Raw genomic sequence first — 24691 nt, forward strand, 5'->3', positions numbered from 1 at the left:
TATATGAAGACTTCCGGTATTGGTGGCCAGGCTGTTATTGAAGGAATAATGATGCGTAATAAAGATAAATACGCAATAGCAGTGAGAAAGCCTGACAATGAAATTGAGCTTTCTGTAAGAGAGAGCAGACTTTTAACTGAAAAATACAAATGGCTTAATTTTCCTGTTATCAGGGGTGTATTTAACTTTGTTGATTCACTTGTAACAGGAGTTTCTACAATTACATATTCAGCATCATTTTATGATGATCCGGCAGAACAGAAAAAGACAAAGGCTGATGAAATAGGAAAAGCCATTTTTAAAGATAAACTTGAATCAGTGCTTATGGCAGTTACAATTATTATATCTGTAGCATTGGCAGTAGGTCTTTTTATGGTTGTTCCTTATTTTGTATCAAGGCTTCTTGCCGGAGTTGTTACATCACAGTTTCTGCTTAACTTTTTGGAAGGTATTGTGAGAGTGGTTATTTTTCTTTTGTATCTTGTTGCAATTTCGCATATGAATGATATAAAAAGAACATTTATGTATCATGGGGCAGAACACAAATGCATTAACTGTATAGAGCATGGTGCTCCGCTTACTGTTGATAATGTTATGAACAGTTCAAGACTGCATAAAAGATGCGGAACAAGTTTTATGTTTCTTGTAATGTTTATAAGTATTATATTTTTTATTTTCATCCGTGTAGATAATACGATATTACAGCTTGTTATACGACTTCTTCTTATTCCTGTGATTGCAGGTGTATCTTATGAGGTATTAAGATGGGCAGGAAGAAGTGATAATGCATTCATTAATGTAATAAGCAAGCCGGGTTTATGGATGCAGAAACTTACAACAAGAGAGCCTGACCGTGATATGGCAGAAGTTGCAATTGCAGCGGTTGAAGCTGTCTTTGACTGGAGAGCATTTCTTGATGAATATTATGCAGATTTAGAGGGCGAAGAAGCAAGAAATGAAGCTGTAAAGGCATCTGAACAGGCTCTTGCTGATGAAGCAGCAGCAAGAGGATATAATAAAATTAAAGAACAGGTTGAACTTAATGCAACTTCAGCAGACTCAGAAACAAGAAAGATTAAGCCGTCAGAGCAGACAGAAGCTGTAGCAAAGACAGCAGCACAGGTATCATCTGATGAAGGAATTAAAATAGAGGAACCTGAAATTCCATACGAGGTGTCATCTGTAAATGTGTCTGATGCAGGCATTAATGAATCAGAAGATGGTATAGAGTTAGAAGACGATATAGAATCAGAAGACGGCGAGCAGATTGAGGATGATACACAGACAGAAGACAGCCTGCCTGATGAAGATGTGCAGGATACAGAAGAAGATGAACTTGGTGGAATAGAGATTGAAGAGCCTCAGGAAAGTGGCGAAGAAATAGAAAATGCTGATGATGTTCCGATATTTAAGAAAAGAGATTCAGAATGACCAACAAAGAAGCAATAGACAGTGCAGCTGTCAGGTTAAATCTTAATAATATTGAAAATTCACTTTATGACAGCAAACAGATGTTTATGGAAGCTTCTGGCATGAGCACAACGGATTATCTTATGCATATGACTGATGATATAAGTAACGAAGTTCATGAAAAATTTGAGAACATGGTTCAAAGAAGATGCAGCCATGAGCCGCTTCAGCATATATTGGGAAAGGCATATTTTTATGGACACGAATTTATTGTAAATAAAAATGTGCTTGTTCCCAGACCAGATACAGAAATTCTTGTTGAAGAATCATTAAAAAGGCTTAAAGGTGTCAATAATGCACATGTGCTTGATATGTGCACAGGTTCAGGATGCATTATAATAAGCATATTCCTGTCAGGTATGGCAGACAGGGCTGTAGCTGTTGATTATTCGGAAAAGGCACTTTCGGTGGCAAAACAGAATGCATCATTAAATAACGCTGATATAGAATTTATTTACAGTGATTTGTTTGAAAATGTAAGTGATGATGAGACATTTGATATGATAGTATCAAATCCACCTTATATTGAGACTGATGAGATTGAGACATTATCAGATGAAGTGCGTCTTTTTGACCCAATGATGGCATTGGATGGCGATAAAGATGGTTTGAAATTTTACAGAAATATTACTGAACAGGCTGCCGGATATCTTAAACGTGGTGGATGGCTCATGTATGAGATTGGATGCTCTCAGGCGGTGGCAGTAAGCGAAATTATGCACAAAAATGGGTTTGCTGAAGTGACGGTTATTAAAGATTTGTCCGGACTTGACCGTGTTGTGTGTGGAAAACTGATGTAATATAGAAATGGAGAGATAATATATGGAAATGTTTGATAAACTAGAAGATATAGTAAACAGATATGAAGATATTACAGCTGAATTAAGCAATCCTGATGTTGTTAATGATCAGGACAGATTCAGAAAGCTTATGAAAGAACAGAATAATATTCTTCCGATTGTTACTGCATTTACTGAATACAAGGACTGTAAGAAAAATATTGAGGACAGTCTTGCAATGCTTAGTGAAGAGAGCGATGAGGAACTTCTTGAACTTGCAAAAGAAGAGCTCAATGAATCAAAAAAACGAGTTGAAGAACTTGAAAATGAATTAAAGATATTACTTCTTCCTAAAGACCCTAATGATGATAAAGATATTATTGTTGAAATCCGTGCCGGTGCGGGCGGAGACGAAGCAGCATTGTTTGCAGCTGAACTTTTCAGAATGTATACACATTATGTTGAGTCGAGAGGCTGGAAAATCGAAGTAGTCAATGCTGATGAAACAGGAATTGGCGGCATGAAGGAAGTAGAATTCATGGTTAAAGGACAGGGTGCATATTCTGTTATGAAATATGAGAGTGGTGTTCACAGAGTGCAGAGAGTTCCTGAGACTGAATCAGGCGGACGTATCCATACATCGACAGCATCAGTTGCTGTTATGCCTGAAGCAGAAGAAGTTGATATAAAGATTGATGAAAAAGATATACGTATTGATGTAATGCGTGCATCAGGAAATGGTGGACAGTGTGTCAATACAACAGACTCAGCGGTTCGTCTTACTCATTATCCTACAGGAATTGTTATTTATTCACAGACTGAAAAATCACAGATTCAGAACAAAGAAAAAGCTTTCGCGTTACTGCGTGCAAAATTATATGATATGGAATGTCAGAAAGCACATGATGCTGAAGCTGATGCAAGAAGAAGCCAGATTGGTACAGGTGACCGTTCAGAGAAAATCAGAACATACAACTTCCCACAGGGACGTGTTACAGACCACAGAATCGGTCTTACATTGTACAAACTCGATAAAATTATGGATGGTGACATTCAGGAGATTATCGATGCATGTATTATAGCAGACCAAAATGCAAAGCTTGCAAAGATGAATGAGAATTAACAATAATAAAATTGAGAAGGACTTGTTTTTATGGCAGGTCCTTTTTTATATAAAAATAAATGATTGAAAAAGTATATAAATATGATATAATATAATTTACAATTATGAATGTGAGGTAGCGATGTATGGATAATTTAAATAATATAGTTTCACAGCCAAAGCTTCTTTTATTTGATGTGAATATTTTTAAGGCGGATAATATTAAAAAAGTGTGTGAAAGTCTTGGCATAAGTATAATTTGTGTGGATAGATGCGATTATGCCCAAAAACTTGGGGCAATTGCAGGAATTGTAGGCTTTGGAATGGTAAACATAATATATCTTGGAAGAGGTCTTTCAGACGAGATGATGGTATTTTCTGGAATAGATTCTGAGCTTCTTGATAAATTCCTTTCTGAATACAAGAAAAATGGTATTGAGCCTATTAATTATAAAGCGGTTTTAACAGTGAATAATATTTTCTGGACTCCAGAAGAGTTATTTGCTGAGCTTAAAAAAGAACACAGAAAGTTTGCAGGAAGATAATATTAAAAATGAATACCATAAATATAAAAAATTAAAAATCAATCTAGGAGACATGTTATGGAAAATTTACATGTAAGTGATAATAAAAGGTATCTTATGAAAGGCAGTGAGACTTTTTTCTGGCTTGCTGACACAGGCTGGCTTATATTTGGAAATATAAGCGAAGAAGAAGCGTATAATTATCTTAAAAACAGGGCAGATAAAGGCTTTAATGTTATACAGGCAGTTCTTGTATATTCAACTAAAGAACTTGAATCTGTTAATAAAATGTATTGGGGCGGAGCTGACAGGATTAATGATGAAGAATACTGGCAGCATGTTGAAAGAATTATTAAAATGGCAGATAAACTCGGACTATATATGGCACTGCTTCCTTCATGGGGAAGTCTTTTAAAGAATAACCTGATAACTTCAGAAAATGTGCTTGTGTATGGCAGGTTTCTTGCTGAAAGATTAGAAAAATACAGTAATATTATATGGGTTCTTGGCGGAGATATTAAAGCTGACAATTATGTTGAAATTTACAGAAAACTAGGCAGATATTTTAAGGAAAAAATGCCAGATAAGCTTATAACTTTTCATCCGTTTGGCAGGTGTGCTTCAAGCATGTGGTTTGCAGATGATTCATGGCTTGATTTTAATATGTTCCAGTCGGGTCACAGGAGATATGACCAATGCAATCTGGGAGCGTGGGATGATACAGATAATCCATCGTATTACGGTGAGGATAATTGGAAATATGTAAAAAATGATTATCTTGTAAGCAATAAGCCGACACTTGATGCTGAACCATCATATGAATGGATATTGCAGGGACTTCATGATAATACACAACCATACTGGAAGGCAAAGCAGGTAAGACGGTATGCTTACTGGTCTGTTTTTCAGGGAGCCTGTGGACATACATATGGTGATAATGCTGTAATGCAGTTTTATAAAGAAGGCTGTAACGGCGTCAACTACGGAGTAGTATGTGAATGGGAAGAAGCACTTCACCATGAGGGTTCGGGACAGATGCAATATCTTAAAAAGCTTATGGAATCAGTTGATTTTATTAACGGCAAAGCATCTGATTCACTTGTTGTCGGTGGACAACGTGAGAAACATGCAAGAATTGCAGTTTTTGCAGGACAGAATTTTGTATTTGCATATGATTATCTAGGAGAAGAATTTGAGCTTGATACATCAGATTATGAAGGCAGGGATATGTGGTGGATGAGCCCTGTTACGGGAGCTATGAGTTACATTGGCAGATGTAAAAATGTATTTACAGCAGAGAAATTCAAACGAATAGAAGAAGATAATACGGACAGGGTTCTGGTTATAAAATAAAAAGAGAAAATATAGAAAAGAGGATAAGAAAATGGGAATGAATCCGGCAGCGATAATGAAATTAATGAGTGCGAAAAATAAATTTACTTCAAATCACCCAAAGTTTTCTGCATTTTTAAATGCAGTGTTTTCAAGAGGAATTGAAGAGGGAACAATTATAGAGATAACAGTTCAAAGACCGGGAGAACAGCCGCTTACATCAAATATAAAAGTGCAGCAGAGTGACATCGAACTGCTTGAAAGTTTAAAACAGATGGGAAATTAGTTATGTATACAAAGAATGATTTAAAAGAACATTTGAAAACTATGGGACTTACTGGAGAGGAGACTATTCTTATCCATTCGTCAATGAAATCAATTGGTGATGTACAAGACCGGGCGGAAGGCGTACTTGATGTATTGATTGACTATTTTAAAAATGGATTGTTGCTTTTTCCTACACATACATGGAAAACAGTAAACAGTGAGAATCCTGTATATAATCCATATGAAACGCCGTCGTGCGTCGGAATTCTTACGAATTTATTTATGAAAAGAGATGGTGTAATACGTTCACTTCATCCAACTCACAGTATGGCAGGAATCGGAAAAGATGCAGCTTTGCACCTTGCAGGCGAAGAAAACTGTAATACACCTTGCACACCTAGTGGATGCTATGACAGATTAAGGCAGCGTAATGCAAAAATACTGCTTGTCGGTGTAGGACATGAAAGAAATACTTTTATTCACAGTGTTGAAGAAGTTTTAAATATTCCTAACAGACTTGAAGACAAACCGATGGAGCTTTATATTGTAATGCCGGATGGCAGTAAGAAAAAAGTATATGTAAGAAAACATTTTAATCCGGATCAGCCACATATATCTGAGGATTTTGTAAAATTAAATCAGGCTTACATCGACTGCAATGCGGCAAAAGAAGTGAAATTCGGTGACGCAGATTGTATTTTGTGTGATGCAGCAAAGATATTTGAAGTAACAAGACATGTTCTTGCACCGAATCCTGAATGTATAATTACAGAGCAGTTTATAGATAAGAGCAGATGGGAGGGTTTTGTTTGAAAAAGGGAAGAATATCGGCTTTACTGCCTATATTGGTTTTTTTGGCGTTTTATCTGGGGTTTGGTATAACATTTGAATATATAATGAAAATCCCTATGGGATTCTATAATGTTCCTATTATAGTTGCATTTCTTGCATCAATTTTTGTTGCATGTATACAGAACAGAGCTGTGTCTTTTGACGAAAAACTTGAGATTATGGCTGGAGGACTGGCAGATAAAAATATTATCACGATGCTTCTTATATTTCTTACAGCAGGAGTATTTGTCGGAGTTGTAGGAAGAAGCAGTGCCGAGAGTGTTGCATATTTTATGCTTTCGATTATTCCGGCACGATTTTCGGTTGTAGTGCTTTTTATAGTTGCATGTTTTGTATCTACAGCTATGGGAACGAGCGTAGGAACTATCACGCTTATTACGCCTATTGCGGCAGCAGTTTCTTCTGCGTCAGGATTTGGACTTCCGTTATGTGTTGCATCTGTTATGGGAGGTGCAATGTTTGGTGACAATCTTTCATTTATATCTGATACTACGATTGCTGCATGCAACGGACAAGGCTGCAGGATGAAAGATAAATTCAGGGAAAATTTCCTGATAGCATTTCCGGCAGCAGTTGTAACGCTTGTTATTATTCTTATTATGTCATTTAATACAGAAATTAACGGACTGGTGTATAATGATTATAATCTTGTTCAGATAATACCTTATCTACTTGTACTTATCGGAGGTATAGCAGGATTTAATGTTTTTCTTGTTCTTATAACAGGTATTGTTTCAGGAATGGTTATTATGACATTCACCGGACAGATAACTGCCATAGGACTTATAACTAATATAGGTTCGGGAGTATCGGGAATGTTTGAGACATGCATGGTTGCTGTGCTCGTATCGGCGATGTGTGCCCTGATAAGAGAATACGGCGGTTTTGATGCACTTTTGTATGGAATAAAAAAAGTATTTAAAGGTAAAAAAGCCGGACAGCTTGGAATGGGACTTCTTGTGGGAACTATGGACATTGCAACTGCCAATAATACGGTTGCGATTGTCATGGCGAATCCTATAGCAAAGGAAATGGCAGAAAATTATGGAATAACACCGAGAAAAACGGCGTCATTGCTTGATACTTTTTCATGTATATTCCAGGGAATTATACCATATGGTGCACAGATGCTTGTTGCAATATCGGCAGTATCGGAACTTGGATATAGTATATCGGCATTTCAGATATTGCCAAAGCTTTTTTATCCGATGATGCTTATGTTAAGTTCACTAATCTGGATATTTTTAATTCCTGAAAAACGAGATGGTAAGGAGAAATAATAATGATACGTCTTGCAAAGACTGAAGATTTGAATAATATAACAGATGTTTATTCATATGCCAGAAAATTTATGGCTGAAAACGGAAATCCGACACAGTGGGGAACAAACTATCCTTCCGAACAGCTGATTGAAAATGACATAAACAATAAGAAAATGTATGTAATTGAAGAGGAAAATCAAATTCATGCGGTATTTATGTTTGACATCTGTGAGGATGAGACATACGAGGTGATAAAAAACGGGCAGTGGCTCTCGGATGAGGAGTACGGTGTCATACACAGGGTTGCAAGCGACGGAAAAATCAAAGGAGTATTAAATAAAGCTGTTGATTTCTGTTCAGCAAAAAAAGCACATCTTCGCATTGATACGCATAAAGATAATAAAATAATGCAACATCAGATTGAAAAAAACGGATTTAAAAAATGTGGTATTATTAAGCTTTTAAATGGTGATGAGAGAATTGCATACGAGAAGATATAGTTGACAGACATTATAAAATAAATATATTACAGACAATTTTTCTGTATTCCATGCTATTAATCGCTAGAAAATACAATTTTATTGCAGTAAAATTCTAAATAATAGATATGGAAATTTTATTTTATAAAAGGAGCAAAAGATGTCAGGTACACAAAAAAGTAAGATTGATATGACAACAGGTCATATAATGAAAAATATTATACTGTTTGCGATACCAATTATTATTGGAAATGTTTTACAGCAGTTATATACTACGGTTGATGCACTTGTAATAGGTAAATACTGTGGCGATACATCTTTGGCTGCGGTAGGAACAAGTTCACAGCCGGTTGAAGTATTATTATGTGTTTTTTTAGGAATAGGAACAGGTGTGTCTATTCTTATTTCACAATATACTGGGGCTAAGGAATCGGAAAAGGTTGTTTCAGTATGTGGAACTTCAATAACATTTATATATATTATAGGTATTCCGATTGGAATTCTTGGATGGTTTGCAGCACCGTATATTCTGGAATTTATGAAAGTGCCGCAGGATGTGTGGAATGCCGCATTAATCTACACGAGGGTTGTATTCTTAGGTACACTTGGTAATCTGGGTTATAATATGAATGCCGGAATTTTAAGAGGACTTGGAGACAGTAAGGCTTCGCTATGGTTTCTGGTTGTGTCATGTGTTTCTAATATAGTATTTGATTTATTGTTTGTTGCAGGGTTTGGAATGGATGTAGCTGGAGCTGCACTTTCTACAAGTATTGCCATGTTTATTTCATGGATTGTAAGTATTGTTTATATAAGAAAGAAGTTTCCGGAGATGCAGTTTACATTTTTGCCGAGAAGATTCTCTGGTACAATGATGAAAGATATTCTGGCTATTGGTTTGCCTGTTGGACTTAACAATTCGCTTTATTCATTAGGGCATGTTGCATTACAGACATTTAATAATTCACAGGGTGCTATATTTATGGCTGGAGGTGCAGTAGCAGGAAGAATTACAGGATGCTCTAACATAGCAATTACAGGATTGTCTTCGGCAGCTACTACATTTTCAGGACAGAATTATGGTGCGAAGAAATATGCAAGAATTAAAGAGGGACACTGGAGGATTCCATTGTGTTCAGGGCTGATTACATTAGGTTTTGGATTGTTTTTTATAATGATACATAAACCTATAATCCGTTTCTTTTCATCGGATGAAATGGTATTGATGTATGCGAGCAGACATATAGTTGTCATGTTGCTTTCACAGTGGTTTTTTGCTATTTTTAACTGTATAATATCTATTGTAAACGGAACTGGAAAGGTGCGTTATACTACAATTGTCAACATTCTTATGCTTTGGGCAGTCAGAATTCCAAGTGCCTATATTATTAACAGATATTTTGATGGAACATGGGTAATGTTGTGTTTCCCAATATCTTTCAGCTTTGGAATGTTTGCAATGATAGGTTATTATCTGTTCTCGCCGGCATGGAAGGAAGTTATGAGAATGGCGGAAAAAAATTCATAATGCAAGTATAATATAAGGGGCTGCCGCACTAACGATTTGAAATTTCATTTCATTAGTGCGACAGCCCTTTTAATATAACAAAAAGTTATTTCAGAATAATTACTGAAGGAAGGTAAAAAAGTATTTCATAAAGCTGTCATGTAAAATTTTGTATAAATAAAATTAAAATGTGTTACATTTTGCGGGTGTGGATTGTATTTATTATGAAAGGAAAATGATATAATAAATTACATTTCAATGAATATATGGAGCACTGCATATGGAAAACGAAAGTAAAACTGAAAATGAAAGTCAGGCGGCACGTCTGCTCGAAAAACATGGCGACAGAGTTTTTCGCACTGCATTCATGTATTTGAAAAATTATCAGGATGCGGAAGATGTGTTGCAGATGACATTTGAAAAGTATCTGATTGCAAAACCGCTGTTTAAAAGTGAGGAACATGAAAAAGCATGGTTTTTGCGGGTCGCGATTAATATAAGTAAAAATCTTGTTACAAGCGGCTGGAAGAGAAAGGTTATATATGATGATGAGCAGTTGAGATTGTTTGCAGATGAGGCTGTCGCACAGGATAATACAGGTGACAGTGATGATAACAGTGAGGCTGTATTAAAAGCAGTGCTTGCACTGCCAAAGAACCTTTCGGTTGTAATACAATTATTTTATTATGAAGAATATTCGGTTGCACAGATTGCTGATTTACTTGAAATAAGTGTCGGCAATGTGACAACAAGGCTGAACCGGGCGAGAAAAAAATTAGAAAAGTCTTTAAGGGAGGTCTGATTATGGATATTGAAAAGTATTTAAAAAAAGAAAAACTCGAAAAATCTGTTTCCAATCTTAAAGCAAATGACTGGGTAAAGCAGAAAATACTTGATGAGAGTAAAGATACAGATTATGAAAAATGGCTTTTTTCATTGGAACGTAAGTCACTTGTTAAAAAGAATATAAAGATTGTAATTGCGATGAGTATTGTTGTGGCATTTTTAATATTATTGATGCTGTATACAGTTTTGAGTAACAGGTTTATGGACAAACTTGTCCAGTCTGATAATTATATTACACTTGAATATAATCCTGATACGAAAATATATTCTTTTAACGGAATTATCAATCATAAAAACATAAATTTAACATGCGGAAAGAAATGGTATTATGTTACAGGACGTGATTTTATGAGAATGTATTATACAGATGGAAATGAATGTGATGCGATACCGGAATTTGTATATGAATACTGGCTGATAAGATATATATTTATTGCGGCGGCACTTTTGGCGGCAATATTTATAATATACAGGTCTTTAATAAAAATTTTAAATATAAGGAGGATATATTATATGCCATTTGGAGATTATGACAGTTCAAACAACAGTATGGATTTGCTGGGAATGCAGGCAAATAAGGATATGTATGAGGACATGGGAACAAACAGCAAAAACTCAGACAGAGAGTTTAAGAAGTCAAAAACTAAGAAAAAAGTTGATGTAAAGAAAATTGTGATTGTTGTTATTATTGTTGCTGCATGCCTCGCAGCATTTTTTGCCAGAAAAGTGTATACAAGAAATTATTATACACAGGAGTATACGGCAGGCACAAAGGGAATCAAAGGTAATGTCAATGTCAGCAAATTTACCGATGTAAGTGAAGATTTTGCGATTGGTGCAAATTCAAACGGATATGCAGTATTCAAAAATCCGTCGAAAGCATTCAAGACATTTGAAAAAATGTATGCTGATGATATCCAGAGTCTGAAAGATGAATTCGGATTAAAAGACTTCAACAAAAAAACATATCATGATTATATGACATATGGCTGGCAGTCTAATGTAGGAACAGATGAAAAAAAGCAGAATAAGAAATTTATTTCAAGTTTTCTTGATATTTATGAAAATTCGGAGTGGAGATGAAATCAGATAGATATATGGTGAATTAGTAAGTAAGGTTCCCCACGGGCACAATTTTCACATTGGGATTATAAATCCAATATGTGAAAATTGCACTTATGGGGGAATATATAAATTAAAATAAATTTTTTATACAGCCTGACGCAGGCATGTTTTTATATCATCTTCGGCATTGCTTATAAGCCTGAGGTTAAAAGTGTCGGTAAGATATTGAAGAACATTCGGGCTTATGAAAGCCGGAAGCGTCGGACCAAGATATATATTTTTGAAACCCAGACTTAATAATGCCAGCAGGTCGGCAACGGCTTTCTGTTCATACCATGATATGATGAGTGACAGGGGAAGACCGTTTATGTCTGTTTCAAAAGCATCGGCGAGTGCAGTTGCAATCCGGACAGCAGAATATGCATCGTTACACTGACCAATATCAAGCAGACGAGGGATTCCTGCAGCTTCACCGAAATCAAGCTTGTTAAAACGGTATTTTCCGCATGCAAGAGTCATGATAATACAGTCATTGGGAACAAGTTTTGCAAATTCTGTATAATAATTACGTCCGGGTCTTGCACCGTCACAGCCTCCGATAAGGAAAAAGTGTCTTATATGACCTGATTTTACGGCATCTACGATTGACTGGGCGTTGCTTAATACCGCCTCATGTCCAAACCGACAAGTATATTATGAGGTTCAATATCTTCTTTAAACCCTCCAAGTTCAAGTGCCTGTCTTATAACGGGAGAAAAGTCCTTTTCACCGTCAGATTTTTTCTCAATGTGTTTTACGCCTTCCCAGCCGACAACATTAGTTGAATAAATTCTGTCCTTATATGAGTCTCTCGGACGCATAAGGCAGTTGGTTGTCATTATGATACATCCGGGTAAGTTGTCAAATTCTTTTTGCTGGTCCTGCCATGCACCACCAAAATTGCCAATAAGATGAGGATATTTTTTTAATCCTGCATATCCGTGGCTTGGAAGCATTTCACCGTGAGTATATATATTTATTCCTGTGCCTTCGGTCTGTTTTAATAACATTTCAAGGTCTTTTAAATCATGACCGGAGATAATTATAAATGGTCCTTTTTTGATATTCACATTAACGGTGTGAGGAGAGGGGTTATCATAAACAGATGTGTTGGCATCGTCAAGCTGCTTTATTATTTCAACAGCCATTTCACCTGTACGCATAGTAAGTCGTATAAGGTCTTCAACTGTAAGCCTGTCATCTGTTACGGCTTCAAGAGCTGTAATATAAAAATCGTCAACTTCATCGCTGTAAAATCCGAGTTCGCGTGCCTGATGTCCGTATGCACTGATACCTTTAAGACCATATACAACAGTCTGTCTCAGTGAACGTATATCGGGGTCAAGCGATGAATCATACATAATGCCTGCGATATAGGCATCTTTTAGCATCTCATTTTTATCGTTTGGAAGTTTGTAAGTGGCATGATATGTCGGATTGTTTATTTCACCGACACTGCTTTTTAAAGTTTCTTTGATTTCCTGTGACTGACGCAGCAATTTTACATGAGCATCTGCATCGAAATTGACATTTGTAAGAGTAGTAAAAAGAGCGTTTTCGATAAATGTTACGATTGATTTATCTACGTGTTGTTCTTGTTCAATAAATGTTTTGGCATAACAGCTTATGCCCTTTATCTGAAAAATAAGTAAATCCTGCAAACCAGCTATTTCGGGAGTTTTACCGCATACGCCAAGTTTAGTGCAGCCTTTGCCTCCGGCTGTCTGTTCACACTGATAGCAGAACATTTCATATCCGAGTTCCATATTATTCCCCATAAGTTCTCCTTCTTGAATGAAAGATGTATCATCCATTTGATATTGTGCATTCAGAAAGCACTGTCTTTATGATTGACATAAAATCCTGGAATAATACGGCTTTTTGTTAATTTTGTCCTTTGGAAATTATAATTTTGATTTCTTCTATACTTTTTTGATTCCGTTATAATCAGATCCTTTAAATTCACGTTCTAATTCGGAAGCTATAATAAATACAGCTTGGTATTATTATATAAAAAATACATTTGTAGTATTGACAAACATGTTATATTGTGATATTAATATATTAAAAGAATTGAAAAGACGATTCTTTTATCTTGGGCTGAATGTTCATTCAGTTTTACCCATGTGACACACATTTATATAAAGCAGGCTTGTATTTGATTTTTTTTAATGCTAATATACTCTTATAAAAACATAAAAATAGTATATGTGCACACGGATATCAGCCTGCTAAGAAGAGGAGGATATCTATGGCAGAGAAGAAAGACAATGTAGCAGTTAAGTTTAAGGATAATGTATTCTGTATGATTTACAGGGATAAGAAAAATCTTCTTGAATTGTATAATGCACTCAACAATTCAAATTATGAAGATGTGGATGCTTTGGAAGTTACAACATTAAACGGCGGCTCATATATGAAATATAAAAATGATGCGTCATTTTTACTTAGTATGAATTTATATATGTTTGAACAGCAGTCAAGCAAAAACCCCAATATGCCATTAAGATTTTTGCATTATTTATCAGACGTATACAGGGAAATGTATAGTAATGATTTGCTTCATAGAAGGAGTATGATAAAGCTTCCGGTTCCACATTTTATAACATTTTATAATGGCAGAGAAAAGTGGATTGATAATGAGGAAATAATACGATTATCTGATATGTTTGAAAATTATGTAAATAATCCACAAATAGAACTTAAAGTACGTGTTATAAATATTAATGGAGATGCAGCGATTCTTGACAGATGTAAGAGTCTTCGTGATTACATGACATTCGTTGAAAAGGTAAGATATAAGACTGATTTTGAAAATATAGATATTAGGACTGCAGTAATGACAGCAATGGATGAATGTATGAAAGATGATATACTTGTCGATTTCTTTGAGGAGCACAGAGCGGAGGTAATTGAAGTGAGTATATATGATTATGATGAAGAAAAGGTAAGAAAAATATTGGCTGAAGAAGCAAAAGAAGAAGGAAGAGAAAAAGGAAGACAAGAAGGAAGGGAAGAAGGAAGACAAGAAGGAAGACAAGAAGGAAGACAAGAAGGAAAAAAAGAAGGGGAAAAATTGGCTAAGATTAATCTTGTTATAAAGAAAGTTAAAAGGGGCAAGCCATTATCAATAATAGCATCTGAGCTTGAGGAAGAAGAGGATGACATGAAGCCAATGTATGATGCGGTAACAGCTTCGGCTCCAGAGTATAATATAGATGAGATTAAAGAAAAACTTAAAACGAACTGATACAGACAAAGCAATGCCGGCGGGATATACCATTGGCATTGCTTTTTTATAAGCTGTTTTATAAATAGACTGTACAAAATAATGGTGCAATATTGCACGAAAGATATGGAAAGCAGGCAGATACTACATTTAAGTTAGAGATAATTAACAGGAATTAGTCGTAATCTAACAACGCAATAATTAGACATTTAAGGAGGAGAAAGGAATAATGGTAAATGTCAAAGTAACAACAAAAAGATGTGTTTCGGCAGTAATGGCATTTTTGCTGGCTGCTATGCTTGTACTAGGAGTAAGTGCAAGTCCTTTAACAGCATCTGCAACTAAGAAATTAAAAAGTAGTGACGTTACTGTCGAACTGGATAAAAGTTGTGCAGCAACGAATGTTTCTGTAGATATTAAGACCGCAGCAGAAGGACTTCATGATTTTACAGATGGTCCATATGTGCATAATTATCTTGATTATATGTTTGGTGATAACGGCTTGTCGGGAATAATCAACTTAACAGATAAAGATGGAAATAAGGTTGAGTATACAGGAACAATCAAAGTTACATATACATTTCCTGACGATTGGAATTAAGGCATTGACGGTATCTGGATCATCGCTTGGGGATTATAAATTTTTAAGATGAAGAGAAAGTTCGGTGGGCATTGGAAATAACCAATACATATAAACATAAAGATAAAGCTGTAGCCAATCTTTCAGGAGGGCAGAAGCAGCGTGTATTTATAGCGATGGCACTTGCACAGGATACAAAAGTGCTCTTTCTTGACGAGCCGACACCATATCTTGACATATAAGATACCAGCTTCAGATATTAAAGCTTATACGACGGCTTAACAAAGAATTTGGCATGACAATAGTAATGGTTCTTCATGATATTAACCATGCTCTTTATTACAGTGATGAAATTGCGGCAATGAGAGATGGACAAATTGCAGCAAAAGGAAAACCGGATGAGATTATAACATCAGAACTTATAAATAAAGTATACGGTGTTAATCTTGATGTTGAAATCCATAATAATAAGCCGTTTGTAATATCATGGAATTAAGATAATTGCAGGTGTAAAAGATAATGCGTTTGGTATAGTCTGAAACTATGTCAAACGCTTTAATTTATGTATTATACAAATTTGAATTACGATGTTAGCATAAAACCAATGACACAAAACAAGGAGGCTAAAATCCTCTCCTCATCATAGGATTCGGATTTTGCTTCGCAAAACAAGGAGGCTAAAATCCTCTCCTCATCATAGGATTCGGATTTTTGCTTCGCAAAAACAAGGAGGCTAAAATCCTCTCCTCATCATAGGATTCGGATTTTTGCTTCGCAAAAACAAGGAGGATTTTATGAAGACATCGGTAATTGGTTTTCCACGAGTTGGAACATTAAGAGAACTTAAATTTGCAACAGAAAAGTTTTTCAGAGGAGAGATAAATGAAGATGAATTGAAGCTGACATCCGGGAAGATAAGAAAAAACCAATGGCTGTTACAGAGCAGCAAAGGAATTGATTATATTGCGTCAAATGATTTTTCATTTTATGATAACCTGCTTGACACAGCAGTATTATTTAATATTATTCCCGAAAGATATGTTAATCTTGATGTATCACCTATGTGGAGATATTTTGCAATGGCGAGAGGATATCAGGGCGAAGCCGGAGATGTAAAAGCACTTGCAATGAAAAAGTGGTTTAATACCAATTATCATTATATCGTTCCTGAAATTGAGGATGATACACAGATTAAACTTGCAGGAAGCAAGCCGTTTGATGAATATGAAGAGGCAAAAGCGGCAGGGGTTAAGACAAAGCCTGTTATTGCGGGACCATTCACTCTTTTAAAGCTTTTAAAATATACAGGAAGTAAAAAATGTGATGATTATGTAGATGAATTAATTAATGCGTATAAATCGTATGTCAGTGAATTTGAAAAGCTTGGAGCAGAATGGATTCAGTTTGACGAGCCATTTCTTGTACATGATCTGACAAATGATGATGTAGCATTATTTGAAAAAATATATAAAGAACTCCTTAAATGCAAGGGGAGTATAAAAGTTCTTTTACAGACATATTTTGGAGATATAAGAGACTGCTATGAAAATGTAGTAAAACTGGATTTTGACGGAATTGGACTTGATTTTATCGAGGGCAGAAAGACAATAGAACTTGTTGAAAAATATGGTTTTCCAAATGATAAAGTTTTATTTGCCGGTCTGGTTAATGGAAAGAATATATGGAAGAACAATTATAAGAAGACACTTGAAACAGTTTATGGATTAAAAAATGCAGGAATCAATGTTGTTATCGGTACATCTTGTTCACTTCTTCATGTACCGTACACACTTGAAAATGAGAGCAGGCTTTCAGAAGATTATATAAAGCATCTTTCATTTGCAGTTGAAAAACTTACAGAACTTTCACAGTTAAAGAATCTTGCAGATAATAAAAATCCTGCAAGTGAAAAGGCATATAATGATAATATTGAACTTTTTAGCATAAAAAGAGTGAATAGTTTTAATGATAAGGTAAAAAAGAGAGTAGCTGATATTAAGGAATCGGATTTTGTGAGACTTCCGGCATTTAACGAAAGGGAAAAGATACAGAAAGCTGAATTCGGATTTCCGATGTTTCCTACGACAACAATTGGTTCATTTCCACAGACAGCTGATGTAAAAGCTAACAGAAGTGCTTATAAGAAAAATGAGATACCAAAAGAAGAGTACGTTGATTTTAATAAGAAAAAGATTGCAGAATGGGTAAAAATCCAGGAAGATCTTGATATAGATGTACTTGTTCACGGCGAGTTTGAAAGAAATGATATGGTTGAATATTTTGGTGAGCAGCTTGATGGATATGTGTTTACTGAAAAGGCATGGGTACAGTCTTATGGTACACGATGTGTTAAGCCGCCGGTAATCTGGGGAGATGTATCAAGAAATCATCCTATGACGGTTGACTGGTCCGTATATGCACAGAGTCTTACAGACAGACCGATGAAGGGGATGCTTACAGGTCCGGTTACAATTCTTAACTGGTCATTTCCAAGAGAAGATGTTTCAATAAAAGAGAGCACATATCAGATTGCACTTGCGATAAGAGATGAGGTGCTTGACCTTGAAAAAGCAGGAATAAGTGTAATTCAGGTTGATGAGGCAGCACTTCGTGAAAAGCTTCCACTTAGAAAGACTGACTGGTACAGCCAGTATCTTGATTGGGCAATTCCATCATTCAGACTTGTACACAGCGGTGTAAAAGCAGAAACACAGATTCATACACATATGTGTTATTCGGAATTTACAGATATTATAACTGCTATTGATGATATGGATGCAGATGTTATAACTTTTGAGGCATCACGTTCAGATTTACAGATACTTGATTCTCTTAAAGAAAATAATTTTAAGACAGAAGTAGGACCTGGCGTATATGATATTCATTCGCCAAGAGTGCCTTCAACAGATGAGATTAAATCAGCTCTAAAGAAGATGCTTGAAAAAATAGATGCAGATAAATTATGGGTAAATCCGGACTGTGGACTTAAAACAAGAGGGGAAAAAGAAACGCTTGCAAGTCTTTATAATCTTGTAAAAGCAGCAAAAGAATTAAGAGAAGAATATAAGTAGAATTAACGGGTCATGGTAAAGTAGCAATAAAGGACTATATAATATAATGAAAGACTTGCAAATCATTTTTTGTTGACAAAAATTCGTTTTTTGCAAGTCTTTTTTTAACAAAAATGGCACAAAAATACATTTTAATAATCATTAAAATTGTATGAAATGCACAAATCTAATTTCTAATGTGAAAAATTTATCAATATCGCAAAAAAAGGACTTGTAAAACATTTTCGGAGTGATAAAATAACCACGATTGGAGTTAATATATTACAATCTGGAGGTGATAAAACAAATGGGCAATTTGACAGAGTCTCTGATGGAAGAGCTGAATTGTGAAACAGTATTCACTATTCCGATATTTGGAGGTATTGGTGTATCTGAATCTGTTGTTGTAACGTGGATTATCATGGCAGTTATGGTGCTTGTAGCATTCATACTTACGAGAAATCTTCGTATTGACCACATCAGCAAAAGACAGGCAGTGGCTGAGACAATTGTTACCAAGCTGACAGGTATGGTTGAGGACATGACAGGTCCTGAGGGCAAGAGATATGTACCGTATCTTACAACTGTGCTTGTTTATATCGGATTAGCCAATATTATTGGTCTTTTCGGTTTCAAATCCCCAACTAAGGACTTGAATGTAACAGCAGCATTGGCAATTATGAGTATCGTCTTAGTTGAAGGTGCAGGAATATATCAGAGAGGTGTTAAGAAGTGGTTACATAAGTTTACAGAACCGATAGCAATCGTAACACCAATTAATATTCTTGAGGTCTTTACAAGACCATTATCGCTTTGTATGCGACTTTTTGGTAACGTATTAGGTTCTTACGTTATCATGGAACTTTTAAAAATCGTTGTTCCTATCGTGGTTCCGGCAGCATTCTGCCTCTACTTTGATATATTTGACGGTTTGCTTCAGGCATATGTTTTCGTATTCCTGACTTCGCTTTATATTAAAGAAGCAATTGAATAAAGCAAAACAATTTAATTAATGATTTTAAACAAAACAAATTTTTGCATCGGTTACAGATAAGTGATGCATTTGAATGAATGGAGGAAATTATTATGAATACATTAATAGCAATTGGTGCAGGTATTGCAGTTTTAGGCGGTCTCGGTGCTGGTATCGGTATCGGTATTGCAACAGGTAAGGCATCAGAGGCAGTTGCAAGACAGCCGGAGGCAGAAGGTAAGATTAGTAAGACATTGATTCTTGGTTGTGCTCTTGCAGAGGCAACTGCTATTTATGGTTTCGTTATCGCATTGATGATTATTATTATGTTACAGTAATTTGAAAGGCAGGTTGGTAAAATGCTCCGTTTAGATTGGAATTTATTATTTACCGTAATCAATCTTTTACTGCTTTTCGTTTTGATGAAGATATTTTTGTTCAAGCCGGTTCAGAAGATTATAGCTGCAAGACAGGCAGAAGCTGACAAGCAGTTTGATGAAGCTGCTGCAAAACAGGCAGAAGCTGATGGATTAAAGGCTCAGTATGCAAAGTCAATTGCAAGCGTTGAAGAAGAAAAGAGCAAGGCTATGCAGGAGACAATGAAAAAAGCTGATGCTGAATACCAGAGAATTGTTGGTGATGCAGAGAGCAAGGCTAAGCAGATTAAAGAAGATGCGGCTGTTGAGGCTGAGAATCAGAAGACTCAGATATTAAAGAAAGCTGAGAAAGAGATTGCCGATATGGTAGTTGATGCAGCGGTAAAGGTTGTTGGAAAGAACAGTGGAGCTGACGTTGACAGTTCTCTTTATAATGAATTTTTAGATAAAGCAGGTGATAAACAGTGACACAGGCAGCGATTGATTATGCGACAAGTTTACGCAAAACAGAAACTCCTAAGGAATTACTGCAGCAGGTAAAAGATGTTCTCGAGGCTGTGCCGCAGGTACGTTCGGAATTTGAAGATCCAACAGTATCTATTGAGAAAAAACACCTGATTATTGACAGAGTATTTCCTAAGGAAATCAGAGATTTTTTAAAGATATTATGTGATAACATGGATTTCGGGCTGTTTGATGAAATATGCACAGCTTATGATGAACTTGGAAGAAAGCCTGAAGCAAAAGAAAATCAGGCACAGTTAATCTATGTTACAGCTCCAACAGATGAGCAGTTAGAAGGTATTAAGGCATTTCTTGCAAAAGAATTCCACAATCCTGATATGGAACTTACATTAAAAGAAGATAAGTCTATTAAGAGTGGTTTCGTACTGCGTGTCGGAACAAGAGAGTTCGACTGGAGTGAAAAAGGAAGAATTGAGCAGCTTGAGAACAGAATAGCAAAGGCTGTTAATTCTTCAAGAAATACTACATTTAGTGAAGAAAGCATCGTTTCTATACTTAAAAGTTCTATTGATGATTTTGAACTTGAAGCAAAAGACAAGGAAATTGGTGTTGTAAACTGGGTTGGTGATGGTATTGCCAATGTTGATGGTATTGATCATGCATTTTACGGCGAAATTGTTATATTTGACTGCGGCGTAAAAGGAATGGTACAGGATGTAAGAAGAGATGAAATCGGTGTTATCCTTTTTGGACGTGATACAGACATCAAAGAGGGAACAAGAGTTATACGTACAGGTAAGATGGCAGGTATTCCTGTAGGCGAAGCCTTCGAGGGAAGAATTATTGATGCACTCGGTGCACCACTTGACGGACAGGGTGATATCGAATCTGTAGGTTTCAGACCGATAGAGTTTCCGGCACCGAGTATTGTTGACAGAAAGTCAGTTACTGTACCAATGGAAACAGGTATTCTTTCAATTGATTCAATGTTCCCAATTGGACGTGGACAGAGAGAGTTAATTATCGGTGACCGTCAGACAGGTAAGACTTCTATTGCGATGGATACAATTCTTAACCAGAAAGGTAAAGATGTTGTTTGTATTTATGTTGCAATCGGACAGAAAGCATCTACAATAGCAAAGCTTGTTAATACATTAAAGAAAAATGATGCAATGTCCTATACAATTATTGTATCAGCTACAGCATCAGACCCGGCTCCGCTTCAGTATATTGCACCATATTCAGGTACAGCACTTGCAGAGTATTTTATGTATCAGGGCAAAGATGTATTAATCGTATATGATGACCTTTCAAAGCATGCGGTTGCATATCGTGCAATTTCATTATTGCTTGAACGTTCTCCGGGACGTGAGGCTTATCCTGGTGATGTATTCTATCTTCATTCAAGACTTCTTGAACGTTCAAGCCGTCTTACACCGGAAGCAGGCGGTGGCTCAATCACAGCACTTCCTATAATAGAGACACAGGCAGGAGATGTATCAGCATATATTCCTACTAACGTAATTTCTATTACAGATGGACAGATATTCCTTGAAAGTGAGCTTTTCTTTGCAGGTCAGAGACCAGCCGTTAATGTAGGTCTTTCAGTATCACGTGTTGGTGGTGCTGCACAGACTAAGGCTATGAAGAAAGCTGCCGGAAGTATCCGTATCGATTTGGCACAGTACAGAGAGATGGAAGTATTTACACAGTTCTCTTCTGACCTTGATGAAAGTACAAAGAAACAGCTTGCTCACGGCAAAGCTTTGATGGAATTATTAAAACAGCCGCTCGGACATCCAATGAGCATGGCAGAACAGGTTATAACTCTTGTTGCAGCAAATGCACACGTATTCAGTGATTTGGAAGCAGCACAGGTTAAGCCTTTCCAGAAAGAAATGCTTGCAGATTTCAATATGAATCACACTGATATTATTAATCAGCTTGAGACAACAAAGTCATTATCAGATGATATCAAAGATTCTATTGTAAAAGCTGCAGAGAACTTCAAGGCTGTAAAAATGCCTAAGAGTGTGGAAAGTGAAACAATGACAGAGTAATACGGAGTGATGTGTTATGGCTAGTGCAAAGGAAATTCAAAACAGAATAAGAAGCATTCAGGACACAATGAAAATCACAAGAGCAATGTATATGATGTCTTCAATGAAACTTAGAAAAGCAAAACAGCAGCTTGAAGATACAGAACCGTATTTCTTCGGTTTGCAGGAACAGATTTCAAGTATACTTTATCACTTTCCGGATATGGAACATATATACTTTGATAACAGAAGCAAAGACCAGCATGAAGTTGTCAAGAAAAAGGCATTTATAGTGCTTACAGGCGATAAGGGTATGGCAGGTGCTTATAACCATAATGTTATAAAAGAAGCACAGAGATTGTGTGATGAGTCGGATGAATATAAATTATATGTTGTCGGTGAATTGGGAAGACAGTATTTTGCAGGACAGGGTTATCCTGTGGATGCCGATTTCCGGTATACGGCAACTAATCCGTCAGTTCATCGTGCGAGAGTTATATCTGAACTTATTGTTGAGCTTTATAAAGAAGAAGTATTTGATGAGGTATACGTTATCTATACAAAAATGGTGAGCAGCATCAGCGAGGAAGTTGAAATACAACAGCTTCTTCCGTTAAAATCTCACCAGTTTATTAAGCAGGAAATGCTTGATAGTGCAATGAAGAAACGTGGTAACAGTTATAACAGTAATGAAAATCCAGATGGTAAATCATCAGAAGATGACAGCGATGATTATAAAAAAGGAACTTATGAAAATGATGGCGATTTCTTTATATATCCATCACCTAAAAAAGTCCTTAAAAAACTGGTATATAACTATGTTACAGGATTTATGTATGGTGCTTTAGTTGAGGCTTCAGCCAGTGAGGAGAATGCCCGAATGATGGCGATGCAGTCCGCCACAAACAATGCCGAGGAAATGTTAAAAGAATTATCGGTTGAGTATAACAGAGTAAGACAGGCTGCAATTACACAGGAAATCACTGAGGTAATCGGTGGTGCCAAGGCTTTGAAAAAGAAAAAGAAGAAGCAAGTGAGGTGAGACTTACAACTATGGAAAATATAGGTAAGATTGTACAGGTTTCAGGACCTGTAGTTGACGTAGAGTTTAGTGATAACAATCTTCCGTCTATCAAGGATGCACTTTATGTTATTAACAATGGTAAAAAGTGCGTTATGGAGGTATCACAGCATATAGGACATAATACTGTCCGCTGTATTATGCTTGCAGCCAGTGAAGGTCTTTGCCGTGATATGAAGGTAGTAGCTACTGGTTCTGCAATTGAAGTCCCTGTAGGTGAGAAAACACTTGGAAGACTTTTTAATGTTCTCGGTGATACTATTGATGGTGGTGAGAGTCTCGAAAATGAGACACATTGGTCAATCCACAGAGAACCACCTACATTTGAGGACCAGAGTCCGGTAGTAGAGATGCTTGAGACAGGTATTAAAGTTATCGATTTGCTTGCCCCTTATGCAAAAGGTGGTAAGATTGGTTTGTTCGGCGGTGCCGGTGTTGGTAAGACAGTTCTTATTCAGGAGCTTATTCATAATATAGCAACTGAGAGAGGTGGATATTCTATATTTACCGGTGTTGGTGAACGTTCAAGAGAGGGTAATGACCTCTGGACAGAAATGAAAGAGTCAGGAGTTCTTGATAAAACAGCGTTAGTGTTTGGTCAGATGAATGAACCACCTGGAGCTCGTATGAGAGTTGCAGAGACAGGTCTTACAATGGCTGAATACTTCAGAGATGTTAAGAAGCAGGATGTGCTTTTGTTTATTGATAACATCTTCCGTTTTGTTCAGGCTGGTTCGGAAGTTTCAGCGCTTCTCGGACGTATGCCTTCAGCCGTTGGTTATCAGCCTACACTTGCTAATGATGTAGGTGAACTTCAGGAGAGAATCGCTTCTACAAAGGATGGTTCTGTTACATCAGTACAGGCTGTCTATGTACCTGCCGATGACCTTACTGACCCGGCTCCTGCAACAACATTTGCACATCTTGATGCAACAACAGTTCTTTCAAGAAAGATTGTAGAACAGGGTATTTATCCTGCTGTTGATCCACTTGAATCATCATCAAGAATTCTTGAAGCTGATGTTGTCGGTGAAGAACATTACAATGTTGCAAGACGTGTTCAGGAGATATTACAGAAGTATAGAGAACTTCAGGATATTATTGCAATTCTTGGTATGGAAGAGCTTTCAGATGAAGATAAGCTTACTGTATACAGAGCAAGAAAGGTTCAGAGATTCCTTTCTCAGCCATTCTTTGTAGCAGAAAACTTCACAGGTACTCCGGGACGTTTCGTTCCTGTTAAAGAGACAATTGAAGGATTCAAAGCTATTCTTGATGGTGAGATGGATGACTATCCCGAGGCAGCATTCTTTAACGTAGGTAATATTGATGACGTTAAGGCAAAAGCTGAACAGATGGCTAAGAATTAAGAG

The 24691-nt window shown here is 36.4% G+C and carries 23 protein-coding genes and 1 pseudogene; 23 read left to right on the plus strand and 1 reads right to left on the minus strand.

Going from position 1 to position 24691, the window contains the following annotated elements; genetic code table 11:
* Positions 1–3 precede the first annotated feature (3 nt).
* From WMO38_RS00285 to WMO38_RS00340, 12 genes are all read left to right on the plus strand, one after another.
* Positions 4–1431, plus strand: a complete 1428-nt coding sequence (locus WMO38_RS00285) for a DUF1385 domain-containing protein (protein WP_349160893.1) — start codon at positions 4–6, stop codon at positions 1429–1431.
* Positions 1428–2270, plus strand: coding sequence for a peptide chain release factor N(5)-glutamine methyltransferase (gene prmC, locus WMO38_RS00290; RefSeq protein ID WP_349160895.1), 843 nt, complete (start codon positions 1428–1430; stop codon positions 2268–2270). The genes WMO38_RS00285 and prmC overlap by 4 nt, the downstream gene beginning before the upstream one ends.
* Before the next feature lie 28 nt (positions 2271–2298).
* Positions 2299–3372: a peptide chain release factor 1 gene (gene prfA, locus WMO38_RS00295; protein ID WP_186836350.1), complete on the plus strand. Its 1074-nt coding sequence runs from the start codon at positions 2299–2301 to the stop codon at positions 3370–3372.
* Positions 3373–3497: 125 nt separating this feature from the next.
* On the plus strand, positions 3498–3896 hold the full coding sequence (locus WMO38_RS00300) for a DUF3783 domain-containing protein (protein ID WP_349160897.1): 399 nt from the start codon (positions 3498–3500) through the stop codon (positions 3894–3896).
* A gap of 57 nt (positions 3897–3953) precedes the next feature.
* Entirely contained in the window at positions 3954–5228 is a 1275-nt protein-coding gene (locus WMO38_RS00305; RefSeq protein WP_349160899.1) for a glycoside hydrolase family 140 protein, read from the plus strand.
* Positions 5229–5265: 37 nt separating this feature from the next.
* The gene (locus WMO38_RS00310; RefSeq protein ID WP_243204208.1) at positions 5266–5493 is read left to right on the plus strand and encodes a hypothetical protein; all 228 of its coding nucleotides are present in this window, start codon (positions 5266–5268) and stop codon (positions 5491–5493) included.
* Positions 5494–5495: 2 nt separating this feature from the next.
* Positions 5496–6287 (plus strand): AAC(3) family N-acetyltransferase, encoded by a 792-nt coding sequence (locus WMO38_RS00315; RefSeq protein ID WP_349160901.1) that lies wholly within the window; start codon positions 5496–5498, stop codon positions 6285–6287.
* Positions 6284–7606, plus strand: coding sequence for a Na+/H+ antiporter NhaC family protein (locus WMO38_RS00320; RefSeq protein ID WP_349160903.1), 1323 nt, complete (start codon positions 6284–6286; stop codon positions 7604–7606). Before WMO38_RS00315 ends, WMO38_RS00320 begins: the two co-directional genes overlap by 4 nt.
* A gap of 2 nt (positions 7607–7608) precedes the next feature.
* The gene (locus WMO38_RS00325) at positions 7609–8088 is read left to right on the plus strand and encodes an N-acetyltransferase (protein ID WP_349160905.1); all 480 of its coding nucleotides are present in this window, start codon (positions 7609–7611) and stop codon (positions 8086–8088) included.
* A 139-nt stretch (positions 8089–8227) separates the two neighbouring features.
* A complete protein-coding gene (locus WMO38_RS00330; RefSeq protein ID WP_349160907.1) occupies positions 8228–9595 on the plus strand; it encodes an MATE family efflux transporter in 1368 nt (455 codons plus the stop codon).
* A 259-nt stretch (positions 9596–9854) separates the two neighbouring features.
* Positions 9855–10376 carry an RNA polymerase sigma factor gene (locus WMO38_RS00335; RefSeq protein WP_349160909.1) on the plus strand — a complete coding sequence of 174 codons (522 nt, stop codon included), beginning with the start codon at positions 9855–9857 and terminating at the stop codon, positions 10374–10376.
* A 2-nt stretch (positions 10377–10378) separates the two neighbouring features.
* Positions 10379–11503, plus strand: coding sequence for a hypothetical protein (locus tag WMO38_RS00340; RefSeq protein WP_349160911.1), 1125 nt, complete (start codon positions 10379–10381; stop codon positions 11501–11503).
* A 126-nt stretch (positions 11504–11629) separates the two neighbouring features.
* Here the strand turns inward: WMO38_RS00340 and hcp are convergent.
* Positions 11630–13302 (minus strand): annotated as a pseudogene (hcp, locus tag WMO38_RS00345) (hydroxylamine reductase).
* Positions 13303–13775: 473 nt separating this feature from the next.
* Here hcp and WMO38_RS00350 point away from each other — a divergent pair.
* The 11 genes from WMO38_RS00350 to atpD all read left to right on the plus strand — a co-directional run bounded on the left by WMO38_RS00350 (position 13776) and on the right by atpD (position 24688).
* Complete coding sequence (locus tag WMO38_RS00350) at positions 13776–14774, plus strand: hypothetical protein (protein ID WP_349160913.1); 999 nt, start codon at positions 13776–13778, stop codon at positions 14772–14774.
* 208 nt (positions 14775–14982) lie between these two features.
* The gene (locus WMO38_RS00355) at positions 14983–15354 is read left to right on the plus strand and encodes a hypothetical protein (RefSeq protein ID WP_349160915.1); all 372 of its coding nucleotides are present in this window, start codon (positions 14983–14985) and stop codon (positions 15352–15354) included.
* Positions 15355–15425: 71 nt separating this feature from the next.
* Positions 15426–15575, plus strand: a complete 150-nt coding sequence (locus tag WMO38_RS00360) for an ATP-binding cassette domain-containing protein (RefSeq protein WP_349160916.1) — start codon at positions 15426–15428, stop codon at positions 15573–15575.
* Between the two features lie 53 nt (positions 15576–15628).
* Positions 15629–15829, plus strand: a complete 201-nt coding sequence (locus tag WMO38_RS00365; RefSeq protein ID WP_349160918.1) for an ATP-binding cassette domain-containing protein — start codon at positions 15629–15631, stop codon at positions 15827–15829.
* Between the two features lie 298 nt (positions 15830–16127).
* A complete protein-coding gene (metE, locus tag WMO38_RS00370; protein WP_349160920.1) occupies positions 16128–18404 on the plus strand; it encodes a 5-methyltetrahydropteroyltriglutamate--homocysteine S-methyltransferase in 2277 nt (758 codons plus the stop codon).
* A 286-nt stretch (positions 18405–18690) separates the two neighbouring features.
* Positions 18691–19377, plus strand: a complete 687-nt coding sequence (locus WMO38_RS00375; protein WP_021866393.1) for a F0F1 ATP synthase subunit A — start codon at positions 18691–18693, stop codon at positions 19375–19377.
* Between the two features lie 92 nt (positions 19378–19469).
* On the plus strand, positions 19470–19694 hold the full coding sequence (gene atpE / locus WMO38_RS00380) for an ATP synthase F0 subunit C (protein ID WP_021866394.1): 225 nt from the start codon (positions 19470–19472) through the stop codon (positions 19692–19694).
* 21 nt (positions 19695–19715) lie between these two features.
* The gene (locus tag WMO38_RS00385; RefSeq protein WP_021866395.1) at positions 19716–20201 is read left to right on the plus strand and encodes a F0F1 ATP synthase subunit B; all 486 of its coding nucleotides are present in this window, start codon (positions 19716–19718) and stop codon (positions 20199–20201) included.
* Complete coding sequence (atpA, locus tag WMO38_RS00390) at positions 20198–22258, plus strand: F0F1 ATP synthase subunit alpha (protein ID WP_349160922.1); 2061 nt, start codon at positions 20198–20200, stop codon at positions 22256–22258. The genes WMO38_RS00385 and atpA overlap by 4 nt, the downstream gene beginning before the upstream one ends.
* 16 nt (positions 22259–22274) lie before the next feature.
* Entirely contained in the window at positions 22275–23279 is a 1005-nt protein-coding gene (gene atpG / locus WMO38_RS00395; protein WP_349160924.1) for an ATP synthase F1 subunit gamma, read from the plus strand.
* Positions 23280–23290: 11 nt separating this feature from the next.
* Positions 23291–24688: a F0F1 ATP synthase subunit beta gene (atpD, locus tag WMO38_RS00400; protein ID WP_021866398.1), complete on the plus strand. Its 1398-nt coding sequence runs from the start codon at positions 23291–23293 to the stop codon at positions 24686–24688.
* Positions 24689–24691: the final 3 nt, after the last annotated feature.

Source organism: Lachnospira hominis (ex Hitch et al. 2025) (assembly GCF_040096395.1).
GTDB lineage: Bacteria > Bacillota > Clostridia > Lachnospirales > Lachnospiraceae > Lachnospira > Lachnospira hominis.

Bases quoted from the DNA above. Each gene is read 5' to 3' on its own strand.
- WMO38_RS00285 (WP_349160893.1), top strand. From the start codon at position 4: ATGAAGACTTCCGGTATTGGTGGCCAGGCTGTTATTGAAGGAATAATG.
- prmC (WP_349160895.1), top strand. From the start codon at position 1,428: ATGACCAACAAAGAAGCAATAGACAGTGCAGCTGTCAGGTTAAATCTT.
- prfA (WP_186836350.1), top strand. From the start codon at position 2,299: ATGTTTGATAAACTAGAAGATATAGTAAACAGATATGAAGATATTACA.
- WMO38_RS00300 (WP_349160897.1), top strand. From the start codon at position 3,498: ATGGATAATTTAAATAATATAGTTTCACAGCCAAAGCTTCTTTTATTT.
- WMO38_RS00305 (WP_349160899.1), top strand. From the start codon at position 3,954: ATGGAAAATTTACATGTAAGTGATAATAAAAGGTATCTTATGAAAGGC.
- WMO38_RS00310 (WP_243204208.1), top strand. From the start codon at position 5,266: ATGAATCCGGCAGCGATAATGAAATTAATGAGTGCGAAAAATAAATTT.
- WMO38_RS00315 (WP_349160901.1), top strand. From the start codon at position 5,496: ATGTATACAAAGAATGATTTAAAAGAACATTTGAAAACTATGGGACTT.
- WMO38_RS00325 (WP_349160905.1), top strand. From the start codon at position 7,609: ATGATACGTCTTGCAAAGACTGAAGATTTGAATAATATAACAGATGTT.
- WMO38_RS00330 (WP_349160907.1), top strand. From the start codon at position 8,228: ATGTCAGGTACACAAAAAAGTAAGATTGATATGACAACAGGTCATATA.
- WMO38_RS00335 (WP_349160909.1), top strand. From the start codon at position 9,855: ATGGAAAACGAAAGTAAAACTGAAAATGAAAGTCAGGCGGCACGTCTG.
- WMO38_RS00340 (WP_349160911.1), top strand. From the start codon at position 10,379: ATGGATATTGAAAAGTATTTAAAAAAAGAAAAACTCGAAAAATCTGTT.
- WMO38_RS00350 (WP_349160913.1), top strand. From the start codon at position 13,776: ATGGCAGAGAAGAAAGACAATGTAGCAGTTAAGTTTAAGGATAATGTA.
- WMO38_RS00355 (WP_349160915.1), top strand. From the start codon at position 14,983: ATGGTAAATGTCAAAGTAACAACAAAAAGATGTGTTTCGGCAGTAATG.
- WMO38_RS00365 (WP_349160918.1), top strand. From the start codon at position 15,629: ATGACAATAGTAATGGTTCTTCATGATATTAACCATGCTCTTTATTAC.
- metE (WP_349160920.1), top strand. From the start codon at position 16,128: ATGAAGACATCGGTAATTGGTTTTCCACGAGTTGGAACATTAAGAGAA.
- WMO38_RS00375 (WP_021866393.1), top strand. From the start codon at position 18,691: ATGGGCAATTTGACAGAGTCTCTGATGGAAGAGCTGAATTGTGAAACA.
- atpE (WP_021866394.1), top strand. From the start codon at position 19,470: ATGAATACATTAATAGCAATTGGTGCAGGTATTGCAGTTTTAGGCGGT.
- WMO38_RS00385 (WP_021866395.1), top strand. From the start codon at position 19,716: ATGCTCCGTTTAGATTGGAATTTATTATTTACCGTAATCAATCTTTTA.
- atpG (WP_349160924.1), top strand. From the start codon at position 22,275: ATGGCTAGTGCAAAGGAAATTCAAAACAGAATAAGAAGCATTCAGGAC.
- atpD (WP_021866398.1), top strand. From the start codon at position 23,291: ATGGAAAATATAGGTAAGATTGTACAGGTTTCAGGACCTGTAGTTGAC.